Below are 13,801 nucleotides of genomic sequence, written 5' to 3'. Positions count from 1 at the left end.
TAAATTCATCGATTAAAAAATAGGTCGATATGTTTGCGAAATTTATTTCATCGGAAATGAGACATAACGTCATGATTTACAGCAACAAATTATGATTAATCATCTATATTTACTGTGCAGGCTGTGAGTAGCGATACAACAAATGCACCGTATTTCTTCGGTGTCACGTGCGCTTGTCTGCAATTTGGGGTTAATTGGCCGACAAAAAGGTGACACAGCAACTGATATTCGGGGGATGGAAAAATGGATGTAGAAACGCGGATGATTGAGCTTATCGTTAAATCTGGCGAAACACGTTCCTGCGCAATGGAAGCACTTAGAGCAGCTCGCCGGGGCGAGTGGGATCACGTCGATGAACTATTAAAAATGGCTGCGGTGGCGCTGAATCGGGCGCAATTGATCCAGACCGGATTTATTGGCTATCAGAGTAAGGAAAAAACCAATCTCGAACTTATTGTGGTGCATGCACAGGATCATCTGATGAATGCGATGCTGTGCCGTGAACTGGCTGAAGAGATTATTGAACTCAGGAAAGATGTATCTGGCGTCAATATGCACATGCGCTAACCGTATTACTGAGCAAATGAAAAGCCATTCAGCTTCTCGCTGAGTGGCTTACCCCTAAGATGTGCAACTCTTCTTTATCGCGACTTCCCGTACTGCTCGTCGCTGACTTTTTCCAGCCATTCGACCGGGCTGCCGTTAAGCGATTCGGCAATAGCAATGTGGGTCATGGCGGTTTGTGCCGTCGCACCGTGCCAGTGTTTTACGCCTTCGGGTATCCAGACGATATCACCCTGATTGATCTCCTGAATCTCGCCATCCCATTCCTGAAGCCAGCCTCGACCCTGCGTGACGATCAGCGTCTGGCCGAGTGGATGGGTATGCCATGCCGTGCGGGCACCGAGTTCAAAAGTTACTGTTGCGCCGCCAACCCGAGCGGGGGAGGTGCTCTGGAAGGGCGCATCAATGCGTACGTTGCCGGAAAAATAGCTGTCTGGGCCAGGCTGGGACGGGTGTGAACCACTGCGGGTAATTTTCAATTTTTCCTCCTTGCTGGAAAGCGTAGTTGTTATTGAAAGATTCGCTGTGATTGAAAAATTCAGTGTTGATGAAAGACAGCGACTATGAAAACGTTACTGCGATTTATGGGGAAGTACCAGAGGGTAAAATCAGAAAGAGGCTATGAATTATATTCATTAATTACGCGGAGGAATGTAGCGCATATTATTCATCATTGCTTATTTTTAGTGTGAAACCGCCGATTATTGGCGGTTTCACATGGATATCATTCATGAGTTTGTATAATAGATAAAAGTTGATGTACCACTATTTGGACACTCTGATGTTAAAAGAAAATTTTAATGACCTTATTTCGTTCCTCGTGGTGGCAAGAGAACGCAGTTTTACCAAGGCAGCGGCGAAGCTCGGGCTTTCTCAGTCGGCGTTAAGCCATTCTATTCGTGGCCTTGAAGAGCGTCTTGGTGTGCGATTGCTGACCCGAACCACGCGCAGCGTCGCACCGACGGAAGCGGGGGAGAAATTGGCGCATAGCCTCGGCCCGCGTTTCGCGGATATTGAAAGCGAACTGATTGCGCTGGGCGACATGCGGGATAGACCCGCGGGGAATATTCGCATCACTGCGGGGGAGCACGCGGTTGATTCGATATTATGGCCGATGTTAAAGCCATTTTTAGCGAATTATCCCGATATTAACATCGAAATTACGATGGATAACGCTTTGACAGATATCGTTGTCGGCCGTTTTGATGCGGGCATTCGCTTGGGTGAACAGGTGGCAAAAGACATGATCGCTGTTCGTATCGCACCTGAAATGAGTATGGTGGTGGTCGGTTCCCCTAACTATTTCGCACGCAACCCTGTCCCTATAACACCGCAGGATTTGCAGCATCACCGCTGTATTAACATGCGTCTGCCGACGATGGGTGGCATCTATGCGTGGGAGTTTGAAAAAAGTGGTCGGGAAATCAAGGTGCGAGTTGAGGGCCAACTGACGATGAATAGCCTGCGCCAGCGGATCGATGCCGCACAAATCGGACTGGGTCTGGCCTATGTGCCGGAAGATTCAGTGCGAGATGACATTGCCAGCGGTCGCCTGATTCAGGTACTGACGGAATGGTGCCCACCATTCCCAGGGTACTATCTGTATTATCCCAGCCGCAAACAGCATACCACCGCCTTTTCACTGTTTGTGGAGGCGCTGCGCTATCCGCGTTAGCAACGCGGAGATAACCCGTTGGTTAAGAGGCGCTGGCAGAATGTTGTTATCGACCTCATTCATGAATCGCGGTGTGTGATGTGGTACGTTAGGGAAAGAAAAAGCGCTTCTGATGGGGAAGGTTGCGGGGTTACTCATTTTGAATATTCAAGGAGATGAAATGTATTCTGATAACAATAAAACATTTGTAGACGTTTTTTCCGGCGAATTTAGCGTGAACGATAATACCTGGAGCCTTGACGCCGTGCGGTGGAGTTTTGTTGAGAAAGAAAAAATTATTGCCAGCCTGAAAGGGAAAATGAGGAGCGGCCCGTTTGAGGCAGAAATAACGTTATTATGGCGAGAAGAGATTGGGGGATATTTTGGCAAAGGCGCGATAACCTATCATAACTTCGGCCCAAAATATAAACACAATGAATTCTCAGTGGAAATTGGATGTTTAGATGTTTATATAGAAGAAGATATTTGTGTTATAAAAAAAGCAAAGTGGATTGAGAATGAGCGCCCTTATTTATTCTATGGTGAATTGGAACAGGTGATGAATTGACGCGAATAGCCGCCTTTTGTGATGAAGTTTGCTATTTTCCAGCGTTATTGCTTAGGGGAGTAGGTTTATTCTTGCGTAATCCCCTGTCCAATAAAAATAAGTTTGAGCTTAGCTGAACTCTGATAAAAAAACTGTCGCGTTAATGCCTTGACTGCTCACACTGATTTTTTAACTTCATCATTTCCGCTGGTGGCAAGGGGGCCGTCATCATCAAGCGATACTTCATACACTCCGGCGTTTCATCCGTGGGGGATTTTTTCGCATTGGAGGAACAGGCGGTAACAAACAGGGTTATCAAGGCGATCAATAGCCGATGGATAGTAGCCTGACGGTATTTCATACATTCTCCTGTTAGCTTTTTGTATACATTACCGCTCAGCGCTGTTCAATTCCATACGTTATGGAAAAGATAGATGCAAATAGCATAGTTCACGGCCCAATAGCTTGTCGTTTTGGCACCCTGCCATCCTGCACTTTTCTGAATCGAATCCGCCGTGCGCAAGAATACAAAGGTGTTCTTTGGCTGACTTTACCTCTTTATCTGAAGGTAATGATTCGGTATCCCGAACCTTTAAGGCGAATAGGGAGGAGGGGGATGCTTCTGGCGTGCACTCGATGTACCATGCTTGCCCGCATTCCGTACAGCGATACATGAATTCTGAGTAATCAAGCTGCGGTTCGAAATACTCACTATCCAGAGTTTCAAAATGCCGATTATGAGTTAATGCATTCGGAAAATGGAAGCCGTGCCCCCAATGTTCGATCTCAGCCACACTAGTGGGAAGTTCTTTGCAATTACACATAAGCCTGATCTTAAATTCAATCGCGCAACAGTAGCCTCACAAAACATGTGGTGGTATACCGAGTGCGGTAAAACTGCGAATTTATTAAATTAACACTAAGATAGCGATTTGTCAGGTTAACTAAAAGGGAAGCAAGGATTGCGCTATCCCGCACTTATTCATAGCCGAAGTTTCCTTGAGTCCAATCATCCCCGCATTACCAGTAAACTGTGACTTTCGAGGCTCCTGCCATCGAACCTTTCTCCCTCATGTTCAGACTGAGTAAGCGAGAAAAGATACAGGAAATCGTCTCCTGACGTAGTCTCTAACCTGATTATTGTGACGGACATAAACACTGTACATACCGTTACACAGCAACGCTCATCATCGAAGATAACCCTGGTATATAATCCAAAAATACAGGGATCGATTTACCGTGAAGATAAAAATTCACAAATTTCAAACAATAAATATCATGTAGTCTTACTTTATAATGAAAATCAAAAATACTCTCTGCCTACATATCCTGATGGCTACCCTCGCCATCCTGTTTCTTAGCGTTCCCCCGCTGGTGACGAGCTTTGATCCGGCGCTAACATTCCAGCCACTGATTAACACCATGGAAGGAACGCCAAAAGAACAAAGGGAAAAAATAGCCACCATTTCCCATGCCTTACAGGGAAATGCGATTTTCTTTCTCGGTGCTTCTGAAGTGTCGACATCTGAAGACGAACATTACGCAGTATATAATTACTTTAATAACCAGTTACATCGTCCGGTAGTGGCCTATGGCGATAGTTATGTCGATAGCGTCACGCATTTTTTACTGCTCTCGCGTTTTAAAAACGAGCTTAACGCTAACAGTAAAGTTGTTTTGCTTCTGGCACCCGATAGCTTTTATTCAGACGGCATTCCGCCGTCAATTTTTGCCAACAATTTCCCAGCATCTATTTTTAATCCGCTGATGAAGGATGACCAAACGCGTCCTTTTATGGTCAATTACTTACAACATATCGATAAAGAAGATATCAGCCATTTAACTTTCGGCCAAATGAAAGTCTATGGCTGGCACCCACAAATTATTTGGCAGGAAGTGAGTTATCAATTTGCTAATTTCTGTGAGCTGATAAAAAACTACTGGCTGGCGATGCTACGTATTGTCCCGCAACCCACGCAACCGTGGCCTCACACGTCAACGACCAATGTTGCGCCTGACTGGGATCGCGAACTGACTCAGGCTCATGAGTTGAATAAGTCGCGTCAGCAAAGCGTCGCCACGTTGTGGATGGATAAGACTGTTTTTGCCGACGATCAAACACCGGAAGAGTGGGACAATGCGCCGATTGTTCCTGCGCAAATGGAGGCATTACGGGCGACGATTAAATTGCTTAAAGCGCGCAACGCCCAGTTTGTCGTCATTGTCGATCCGATTAATCCGTGGGCGATTAATAACTCCCAGAAATTCCAGCCAGTCGATGGCCAGATCAGGTCGATGCTGGAGGAAAATAAAGTTCCTTATTTTGATATGTATGCGCAGCCTTATCAGAACGGTTGGAATTGGGATCGCCTGCACCCAACCGAGCCAGCATGGGTCGCGATGGATAAATTTATTGCTGAGAGTTTTAAATGATGAAAACTGCCATTCGTCTTTTTTTCCTTTATCTCTTTCTGGCGGTAACCATCGTTGCATGGACCTCTGTTGATGAAAGCATGAGTTTAAAAGTGCATTTTGAATATCAAAAATTCTGAAGGATGAATGATGTACAGCTCCGGAATGTTTTTTTTCCTTCTGTTTTCATCAGCATTATTGTTTGCGCTGATTAATCGCGTATTCAGTTATCGGCTGACGTATTTATCCGCCTTTTCCGTATTGGCGGTATTGGGCTGGGGATATATTTTCCAGGGGGATTACGTTGTTCCTGTGGCGGTTTTCCTGAGTTTTTATATTATCGTCACCTTAAAAGAGAAAGGCTGGTTAAAAACCTGGCAGGCGGTCAGCCTGACGTTGCTTCCGCTGTTTTTGGTGAAATTACACCTCAATAACCATTGGGGCATGATCGGTCTGTCTTTTATGACCTTCCGCGCGATTGACGTTCTACTTTATCGCAGCAAAAAAGATGGTCAGAATTTCCTGCATTACTTCTGCTACCTTTTTATGCCTTTTATTATTCTGGCTGGCCCGATGTATCGCTGGCGGACATGGCTTGTTGACATTAATAAACCGGTTTTCACGATGACCCGTGAGCAGTTTTTAGTGGCCATAGAGCAAATTCTTACCGGTATTATTCAGAAGTTCTTATTCGCCATGTTGATCAATAATCTGGTCATTGAGTCGTGGAGCCATCGTCCGTTTACGCTAAGCGTTGGTGTGGTGATGTCGCTGGCCTACAGCGCCTATCTGTATTTTGATTTTGCCGGTTACAGCAATATGGCTATTGGCGCGGGGCGCTTATTTGGCCTGAATATCCCGGCGAACTTCAATATGCCCATTTTGGCTAAAAACCCGCAAGATTTCTGGCGGCGTTTCCACATCAGCCTGTCTGAATGGCTGAGAGACGTGGTCTTTATGCCGATTTATATGAATCTGATGAAGCTCGATTTTTTCCGACAGAACAAAACGCTGGCGCAAAATATTGGCATCTTCTGCACCCTGTTTTGTATGGGGGCATGGAACGGACTCGAACGACACTATGTCATCAGCGGCGCGCTGTTCGGCGCCATTTCCGTTGCTCACAACATGTTGCAGTGGTCTGCTAAACGCAGTCCGGCTTTGAACAATTGTCTACATCATCCGGTTATTGCGTTCATCGGTCGAATTCTGACGCTGGCAAGCGCCGCAGCCTCCCTCTACATCTTTAGCGGAATGTCTCCTCTATGAACCTTCATTCAGAGCTTCAGGAACTGCAAGATTTCCTTCGTGCGGCATTACTTCAACCCGCTAACCCAAATCAGTTGGCGATTAGCGGTAGCGATGACGCGATGACCTGGCAACAGCTATCCGTTGCCGTTACAGACTGGTCGCATCGCTATCAGCAATGCCAGCGGCCCGCAGGTTCACCCGTCGTATTATATGGGCATCAGCAGGCGGAGTTTGCCGTGGCGATCTATAGCTGCCTGCTGCATAACATTCCGTATATCCCGGTGGACTGCATCTATCCGCAGGAGCGGCTTAAGGAGATTTGCCACCTGGCGAACGCCCCTTACTACTACGATGTCGCGACCCGGCAGTTCATTGCTACCGGTGAGGCTGGTCAGGCACTGGTCGAGCAGAATCTCGCCTATATCATGTTCACCTCCGGCAGCACCGGAAAACCCAAGGGTGTGCAGATCGGGCGTGAAAGCCTGTGGCATTTCATGAAGTGGGTGCGTGAGGATTTCTCGCTGCCAGACGCGCCAGTGCTGATGAACCATGCGGTGTTCAGTTTCGATCTCTCCCTGATCCCGCTGCTGGCGAATCTTGCCACTGGGGGGCACATCGTTCTGAATGCGAAAGAGGATATTGCGGCAGAAAACTGGCTCGATCGCCTAAAAGACAATGGCGTTTCTGTCTGGGTTTCAACGCCATCTTTTGCCTATCAGAAACTGCTCTCTCCTCAGTTCAACAGTGAATATTTACCTGAACTCAACGTCTTCGTGTTCATCGGTGAAGTGCTAAACAAAGCGCTGGTCAAACAGTTACGCCGCCGCTTCCCGCACGCCAAAATTCTCAACTCCTATGGCCCAACGGAAGCGACTATCGCCACCACCGTCATCGAAATCACCGATGACATCCTGCATAGCGAAAACGATCTGCTGCCGGTTGGCGCGATGATGCCGGATTCCAGAATGGAAATTACCGCTGAGGGTGAGCTGATTATTTGGGGCAAAAATGTGATGCGCGGCTACCTTGGGCTCGCGCAGGAGAACGCTGAGAAATTGTTGCATCGGGAAAGTGAAGCGTTCCGAGGCTACAGAACCGGCGACCTGGGCTATGAGAACGGGCTCCTTTACTGTCAGGGCCGCAATGACAGCCAGATCAAACTCAATGGCTACCGCATTGAAATCAACGAGATTGAAAATCGCCTGCTGGCGATATCCGACATCAGCGAAGCGGTTGTCCTGCCGCTGATGAAATCGGGCGGTGGCGTGCTGCGTATTGCGGCATTCTGCGTGACGAGCTTAGCACCCGAAGTGATTAAAACCTCGCTCTCTAAGGTGATTCCGCCTTACATGGTGCCTTCCCAAATCATTATCAAAGATGCGTTGCCGCTGAATCCTAACGGCAAAATTGATCGTAAACTGCTGGATACCCATGCCCGCACGATTTAATTATCCCAGGAAAAATTATGGAACAAGAAATACTCGCGCTGTTTGAAAAGATCTTATCCCGTAAAGTGGGCTTTAACGATGAGCTGATTGAGTCCGATATTCTCGACTCGATTCTGGCGGTCGATCTGGTGCTGGAGGTGCAGGACGTTTACGGCTGCGTGATCCCACCAACCGAAGTCGCTACCGTTCTGAAGACCCCTGCGGATCTGGCTCGTTACATTGAAGAGAACCGTGGCTAATCCCTAAACAGCGACGGTTTTACACTATTTAAAGACCCTGGATAGGTTTATTCAGGGTCTTTTTTTGTGGATGCTGAGATGTTTACACTAGCGCTGGGTCAGTGTCCAAATTCACGATGCCACTACAATAGTGTTATTTAGCCAAGAGTTCTCTTCGGACGATTTCTGCGCCAGCACTTAGCGCATTGAGCTTGCCTGTGGCTACCCGACGAGGTAAAGGAGCCATGCCACAGTTGGTTGAAGGATAGAGCTTGTCTGCATCGACAAACTGAAGCGCTTTTCGCAGAGTATCGGCTACTTCCTCTGGTGTCTCAATGGCATTGGTTGCCACGTCAATGGCCCCGACCATCACTTTTTTACCGCGAATTAGTTCAAGCAGGTCCATGGGAACATGCGAATTATGGCATTCCAGTGAGATGATATCGATATTGGATGTTTGCAGTCTTGGAAACGCTTCTTCATATTGGCGCCACTCTGATCCCAGCGTCTTTTTCCAATCTGTATTGGCTTTGATGCCATATCCGTAGCAGATATGTACCGCTGTTTCACATTTCAGCCCTTCAATCGCTCTTTCTAACGCGGCGATACCCCAATCATTCACTTCATCAAAAAAGACATTAAATGCGGGTTCATCAAACTGAATAATATCCACACCAGCAGCCTCGAGTTCTCTGGCTTCTTGGTTGAGAATTTTTGCGAATTCCCAGGCCAGTTTTTCGCGGCTTTTATAGTGGTTATCATAGAGTGTATCGATCATCGTCATCGGCCCTGGCAGAGCCCATTTAATCGGTTTCTTCGTGAGTTGACGTAAGAATTTGGCATCTTCAACAAAAACCGGTTTTTGACGCGTCACCGCACCGACAACGGTTGGTACGCTTGCGTCATAGCGATTACGAATTTTAACGACTTCACGTTTCTCAAAATCCACGCCGCTAAGGTGCTCAATAAACGTCGTGACAAAGTGTTGGCGCGTTTGTTCGCCATCGCTAACAATATCAATACCTGCACGCAGTTGATCAAACAGCGACAAACTCAGGGCATCTTTTTTCCCGTCAATTAACTCTTCGTTTTGTAATTTCCAGGGGGACCACAGTTTCTCAGGCTCTGCGAGCCAGGACGGTTTGGGCAAACTGCCAGCAGTTGAAGTAGGTAGCAATGTTTTCATAACAGGTGACCTTATATTTTTGGTGAATCAACGCGCGTAGTGAGCAGACCATTGTTCAAGAATATTCTTGTAGGGTTTGATGAAGTGCTCTTCAGTAAACTTTCCTTGCTCAATAGCCAACTGACTGCGTTCTACCCGATCATAAACAATTTTTGTTAATGAATGATCCTGGTTATTCAGGTTGGGTTGATAGTATTGCCCTGCTGCCGAGTTAGCATTGTAAATCTCAGGTCGATAAATCTTTTGGAAAGTCTCCATCGTGCTGATAGTACTAATAAGCTCAAGATTCGTGTAATCGTTCAGCAAATCACCAGAAAAATAAAAAGCCAAAGGTGCAACACTATTTGCAGGCATAAAGTAGCGAGCCTGTAACCCCATCCTTTCGAAGTAATGATCGGTCAAGGAAGGTTCATTTTGCTGATATTCGATGCCTAATACAGGATGCTGATTCCCCGTCCGATGATAGGTGTTTTTACTTGAAACACTTAGGCATATAACCGGTTGTTTATTAAAGTTATCTTTGTAAAATTTTGAATTCGTAAAACATTTAAATAATTTTCCATGCAAATCGCCAAAATTATCTGGCGTGCTAAATCCGGGATGACTCTTATTATGCTCTGGCAGTAATACGCTAAAATCATAATCTCGGACGTAAGAGGAAAAGTTATTCCCTACGATGCCTTCAATGCGTTCATTGGTTTTTTTATCAACAATATTCGTTTTCAATATTTCAATTGCAGGGAAGGTATCGCCATTGCCTTCAATATCAATCTCAACGGAAATGATCTCAAGTTCGACAGAGTAACGGTTAGCTTTAGGGTTATCCCAATACGCCAATGTATTGAAGCGATTATCCATCATCACTAACGTGTTGCGTAAGTTCTCCTGGCGACTCTTCCCTCTGGCTAAATTAGCAAAGTTGGTCGTGATACGCGTGTTTTCGGAGGGGTTATAATTCTCATCGAAGCAGCTGCTCTTAATCGTAAATGTAAAATCTTTATTCATCGCGGTCTTTGCATCCTAAATTTTGATATGAAAACTGAATTAATTTGTTGATTTTAATGATCTTGTTTGTTTATCACTCAGCAGTCTTCATGTTGTCAATACGTTAATATTGCATATTTTATGCCAGAGTCATTGGATGAGTGAAAGAGAGTTAATTTCATCAAAGATGAATTATATTCATGATCAGGTGTGTGGTCAGGAAACCTGGGAACCGCTCATGACCCGCTTGCATGGCATCATACGAGCCGATGAGTGTTCCTTGTCTTGCCAGTTCCGCACGAATTTTCCTCGTATGCACCGCAGCGTCAACACCATAAGCTTGCACGTCCAGACGAGCAGAAAACCCTCAAGCACGGTGAGATTCTTTTCTGAGTTCACCGATTTCTCAGCATCATAGATCAGTCCCATTAGCGTGATAGAACTGATAGCAAACTGTCCGTAATGACGGCAGGAAGTATCCCTGACATCAAGTATTTACTCTCGTGATAGTTGCATTTAGCTGGAATTAAAGTGTGCGGCAGACCAAGATACTTGGCGGATAATGATTGTTAATGCACTAACATTATAAAAGGGATGCAACCGTGCTGAAAAAGCTGGTAACAGGGCAACTAAGTTTGCCGATGACGTTCTGGGGATGGGGTTTTTGCGGCGGTTTTTTTCTTGGTCTCATTGGGATGGCAGGTGTGCAGACAGGCCACGCAGCAATGGTGCCGCTAGCTTACCTGCTTAAAACAATTCTGTTCAGCGCTGTACTTTCCGGCATTACGTTTATCCTTCGTAGAAAAATCACAGTGCTTGGCGTCCTTGCATTTTTTATCGTCTTGATTCAGGTGATTATGGGCATTGTGATGGTTATAGGGCTTTCTTCATTGTGGTTTGAATAATCGAGGTAAGAAGGAAAAAAAGGCCACACCGTATGGAATCTCTACGTGGAGAGGGAGAGTTATCACACCGGGTCATTACCTGACGTACTAATCTGTGTAAAATCAGAGCTAATCCTATTCCATTGAGAGTTCTGCTATGGCTGGCGTAAACAAAACTCATCTGACCGAAACGGACATCATCAGCAAATTTATCCTTCCTGCGGTTAAGAATGCAGGCTGGGATGATTTGGTTCAGATTCGTCAGGAAGTGAAACTGCGTGATGGCAAGATTGTGGTTCGTGGAAAACTGGCCTCACGTATCAAAGTTAAATCTGCCGATATCGTGTTGTATCATAAACATAACTTGCCGCTGGCAGTTATCGAAGCCAAAGCTAACAAGCACGCCATCAGCAAAGGGATGCAGCAGGGGTTAGACTACGCTAACCTGCTCGACGTTCCCTTTGTATTTGCCTCCAACGGTGACGGATTTATCTTCCACGATAAAACCAATCCGCAGCAGCTCGAATCTGAAATTGCTCTCAGTGATTTCCCAACGCCTGAACAGCTCTGGCAAAAATACTGTATCTGGAAAGGGTTCACTCAGGAGCAGTTGCCCGTTATCAGTCAAGACTATTACGACGACGGCAGCGGGAAATCTCCCCGTTATTATCAGGTGCAGGCGATTAATCGAACGGTGGATTCCGTATCGGCAGGTAAGAACCGTATTCTGCTGGTCATGGCGACTGGCACGGGCAAAACCTATACGGCGTTCCAGATAATCTGGCGGCTGTGGAAAGCCAAAAACAAAAAACGAATCCTGTTCCTCGCGGACCGCAATATTCTGGTTGATCAGACTAAAAACAACGATTTCCAGCCTTTTGGCCCAGCCATGGCCAAAGTCACCGGACGCACCATTGATCCGGCCTATGAAGTGCATTTGGCACTGTATCAGGCGATTACTGGGCCGGAAGAACATCAAAAAGCCTATAAGCAGGTGGCACCGGATTTCTTTGATCTGATTGTGATTGACGAATGCCACCGTGGCAGCGCGTCTGAAGATTCAGCCTGGCGGGAGATTCTGGAGTATTTCGGCAATGCCACGCAGGTTGGTCTGACAGCCACGCCAAAGGAAACCGAAGAGGTCTCCAATATCGATTACTTCGGTGAACCGGTTTACACCTATTCGCTGAAAGAGGGCATTGAGGACGGTTTCCTCGCGCCTTACAAAGTGGTACGCGTTGATATCGACGTGGATGTGCAGGGTTGGCGGCCAATAAAAGGTCAACTGGATAAATACGGTAAAGAAATTGAAGACCGCATCTACAACCTGAAAGATTTTGACCGCACGCTAGTCATTGATGAACGCACGATGCTGGTGGCGCAGACCATCACCGATTACCTGAAACGTACTAACCCGATGGATAAAACCATCGTTTTCTGTAACGACATCGATCACGCCGATCGAATGCGTCATGCGCTGGTGGTACTTAACCCTGAACAGGTGCTTAAGAACGAAAAATACGTGATGAAAATCACTGGCGACGATGATATCGGCAAGGCGCAACTGGATAACTTTATTAATCCTAAAAAAGCCTACCCCGTTATTGCGACAACCTCAGAGTTGATGACCACCGGCGTCGATGCGCAGACTTGCAAGCTGGTCGTGCTGGATCAAAACATCCAGTCCATGACCAAATTTAAACAGATCATCGGGCGCGGCACGCGAATCAACGAAAAGTACGGCAAGCTGTGGTTTACCATTCTCGACTTCAAAAAAGCGACAGAGCTGTTTGCCGATCCACGCTTTGATGGTTTGCCAGAAAAAGTGCTGGTGGTAAAACCCAGCGACATTTCTGATCAAGATTCTGATTTCAATGAAAAGCTGGATGAGGAAGATGACGGCGATAATATCGCCAATGAAGCGCAAGAAGACGCCGCTGACTATCAGATTAATCATGATAAGCATTGGGGAAACGGTGAATTCCATGACGATGACGAAGTCCGCAAATTCTATGTGAACGGTGTAGATGTAAAAGTGTTGGCTAAGCGCGTTCAGTATTACGATTCTGATGGCAAACTGGTGACAGAATCCTTTCAGGATTACACCCGTAAAACGATGCTCAAAGATGGTGAGTACGCTTCACTGGATAGCTTTATACGCAAATGGCAGGATGCACCACGCAAACAGGTCATTATAGAAGAACTGGAGCAATTGGGGATTCTGTGGGATGTGCTGGCGGAAGAGGTGGGTAAAGATCTTGACCCGTTTGATTTACTCTGTCATGTGGTGTACGGTCAGCCGCCGTTAACGCGTCAGGAGCGTGCGGCGAATGTGCGTAAGCGTAACTATTTTACGAAATATGCAGAACCGGCGCAGCAGGTGCTCAACACGCTGCTGGATAAATACGCCGATGAAGGCGTGCAGGAAATCGAGGATGTCCAGGTACTCAAGCTGAAACCGTTTGATGCGCTGGGTCGTCCGATAGAGATCATTAAAACCCGCTTTGGTGACAAGAAGGCTTATGAGAAAGCCGTCAACGAACTGGAAAACGAAATCTACCAGTTACCGCCGCGCTCAGCCTGATAACCTATAAATACATTGCCACTGGCCGCGTCTGCGACCGGTGGCATCCTTTTTTAAGTATGGAAAGAA

The 13,801-nt window shown here is 46.5% G+C and carries 14 protein-coding genes and 1 pseudogene; 9 read left to right on the top strand and 6 right to left on the bottom strand.

What is annotated here, in order from left to right:
• The first annotated feature begins 243 nt into the window (after positions 1–243).
• Entirely contained in the window at positions 244–567 is a 324-nt protein-coding gene (locus DCX48_06580; protein QXE14204.1) for a PTS lactose/cellobiose transporter subunit IIA, read from the top strand.
• Positions 568–641: 74 nt separating this feature from the next.
• On the opposite strand, the gene DCX48_06575 is transcribed toward DCX48_06580, so the two are convergent.
• The gene (locus tag DCX48_06575) at positions 642–1,043 is read right to left on the bottom strand and encodes a cupin domain-containing protein (GenBank protein ID QXE14203.1); all 402 of its coding nucleotides are present in this window, start codon (positions 1,041–1,043) and stop codon (positions 642–644) included.
• A gap of 302 nt (positions 1,044–1,345) precedes the next feature.
• On the opposite strand from DCX48_06575, the gene DCX48_06570 reads away from it, so the two are divergent.
• Positions 1,346–2,239, top strand: a complete 894-nt coding sequence (locus tag DCX48_06570; protein QXE14202.1) for a LysR family transcriptional regulator — start codon at positions 1,346–1,348, stop codon at positions 2,237–2,239.
• Between the two features lie 160 nt (positions 2,240–2,399).
• A complete protein-coding gene (locus DCX48_06565; protein ID QXE17168.1) occupies positions 2,400–2,786 on the top strand; it encodes a hypothetical protein in 387 nt (128 codons plus the stop codon).
• 139 nt (positions 2,787–2,925) lie between these two features.
• Here the strand turns inward: DCX48_06565 and DCX48_06560 are convergent, their stop codons facing one another.
• On the bottom strand, positions 2,926–3,126 hold the full coding sequence (locus DCX48_06560) for a hypothetical protein (GenBank protein ID QXE14201.1): 201 nt from the start codon (positions 3,124–3,126) through the stop codon (positions 2,926–2,928).
• 58 nt (positions 3,127–3,184) lie between these two features.
• Complete coding sequence (locus tag DCX48_06555) at positions 3,185–3,589, bottom strand: hypothetical protein (GenBank protein ID QXE14200.1); 405 nt, start codon at positions 3,587–3,589, stop codon at positions 3,185–3,187.
• 472 nt (positions 3,590–4,061) lie between these two features.
• On the opposite strand from DCX48_06555, the gene DCX48_06550 reads away from it, so the two are divergent.
• From DCX48_06550 to DCX48_06535, 4 genes are all read left to right on the top strand, one after another.
• The gene (locus tag DCX48_06550) at positions 4,062–5,198 is read left to right on the top strand and encodes a DltD (protein QXE14199.1); all 1,137 of its coding nucleotides are present in this window, start codon (positions 4,062–4,064) and stop codon (positions 5,196–5,198) included.
• Positions 5,199–5,327: 129 nt separating this feature from the next.
• Positions 5,328–6,446, top strand: coding sequence for a membrane-bound O-acyltransferase (locus DCX48_06545; protein ID QXE17167.1), 1,119 nt, complete (start codon positions 5,328–5,330; stop codon positions 6,444–6,446).
• Complete coding sequence (locus tag DCX48_06540; protein QXE14198.1) at positions 6,443–7,876, top strand: D-alanine--poly(phosphoribitol) ligase; 1,434 nt, start codon at positions 6,443–6,445, stop codon at positions 7,874–7,876. Before DCX48_06545 ends, DCX48_06540 begins: the two co-directional genes overlap by 4 nt.
• 17 nt (positions 7,877–7,893) lie before the next feature.
• Positions 7,894–8,115 carry an acyl carrier protein gene (locus DCX48_06535; GenBank protein ID QXE14197.1) on the top strand — a complete coding sequence of 74 codons (222 nt, stop codon included), beginning with the start codon at positions 7,894–7,896 and terminating at the stop codon, positions 8,113–8,115.
• Between the two features lie 133 nt (positions 8,116–8,248).
• On the opposite strand, the gene DCX48_06530 is transcribed toward DCX48_06535, so the two are convergent.
• From DCX48_06530 to DCX48_06520, 3 genes and pseudogenes are all read right to left on the bottom strand, one after another.
• Complete coding sequence (locus tag DCX48_06530; GenBank protein ID QXE14196.1) at positions 8,249–9,280, bottom strand: methionine synthase; 1,032 nt, start codon at positions 9,278–9,280, stop codon at positions 8,249–8,251.
• Between the two features lie 27 nt (positions 9,281–9,307).
• Complete coding sequence (locus DCX48_06525) at positions 9,308–10,285, bottom strand: DUF1852 domain-containing protein (GenBank protein ID QXE14195.1); 978 nt, start codon at positions 10,283–10,285, stop codon at positions 9,308–9,310.
• A 160-nt stretch (positions 10,286–10,445) separates the two neighbouring features.
• Positions 10,446–10,750, bottom strand: a pseudogene (locus tag DCX48_06520) (VapC toxin family PIN domain ribonuclease).
• Positions 10,751–10,866: 116 nt separating this feature from the next.
• Here DCX48_06520 and DCX48_06515 point away from each other — a divergent pair.
• Complete coding sequence (locus tag DCX48_06515; GenBank protein QXE14194.1) at positions 10,867–11,169, top strand: hypothetical protein; 303 nt, start codon at positions 10,867–10,869, stop codon at positions 11,167–11,169.
• A gap of 136 nt (positions 11,170–11,305) precedes the next feature.
• Complete coding sequence (locus tag DCX48_06510; protein ID QXE14193.1) at positions 11,306–13,732, top strand: DEAD/DEAH box helicase; 2,427 nt, start codon at positions 11,306–11,308, stop codon at positions 13,730–13,732.
• The last annotated feature ends 69 nt before the right edge of the window (positions 13,733–13,801 follow it).

The organism is Pectobacterium atrosepticum, assembly GCA_019056595.1.
Lineage (GTDB): Bacteria > Pseudomonadota > Gammaproteobacteria > Enterobacterales > Enterobacteriaceae > Pectobacterium > Pectobacterium atrosepticum.
Note: the sequence above shows the minus strand (reverse complement) of the source record. Positions and strands in the feature narration are given on the sequence as shown.

Bases quoted from the DNA above. Each gene is read 5' to 3' on its own strand.
- DCX48_06550 (QXE14199.1), top strand. From the start codon at position 4,062: ATGAAAATCAAAAATACTCTCTGCCTACATATCCTGATGGCTACCCTC.
- DCX48_06525 (QXE14195.1), bottom strand. From the start codon at position 10,285: ATGAATAAAGATTTTACATTTACGATTAAGAGCAGCTGCTTCGATGAG.
- DCX48_06555 (QXE14200.1), bottom strand. From the start codon at position 3,589: ATGTGTAATTGCAAAGAACTTCCCACTAGTGTGGCTGAGATCGAACAT.
- DCX48_06530 (QXE14196.1), bottom strand. From the start codon at position 9,280: ATGAAAACATTGCTACCTACTTCAACTGCTGGCAGTTTGCCCAAACCG.
- DCX48_06535 (QXE14197.1), top strand. From the start codon at position 7,894: ATGGAACAAGAAATACTCGCGCTGTTTGAAAAGATCTTATCCCGTAAA.
- DCX48_06560 (QXE14201.1), bottom strand. From the start codon at position 3,126: ATGAAATACCGTCAGGCTACTATCCATCGGCTATTGATCGCCTTGATA.
- DCX48_06565 (QXE17168.1), top strand. From the start codon at position 2,400: ATGTATTCTGATAACAATAAAACATTTGTAGACGTTTTTTCCGGCGAA.
- DCX48_06570 (QXE14202.1), top strand. From the start codon at position 1,346: ATGTTAAAAGAAAATTTTAATGACCTTATTTCGTTCCTCGTGGTGGCA.
- DCX48_06510 (QXE14193.1), top strand. From the start codon at position 11,306: ATGGCTGGCGTAAACAAAACTCATCTGACCGAAACGGACATCATCAGC.
- DCX48_06545 (QXE17167.1), top strand. From the start codon at position 5,328: ATGTACAGCTCCGGAATGTTTTTTTTCCTTCTGTTTTCATCAGCATTA.
- DCX48_06540 (QXE14198.1), top strand. From the start codon at position 6,443: ATGAACCTTCATTCAGAGCTTCAGGAACTGCAAGATTTCCTTCGTGCG.
- DCX48_06580 (QXE14204.1), top strand. From the start codon at position 244: ATGGATGTAGAAACGCGGATGATTGAGCTTATCGTTAAATCTGGCGAA.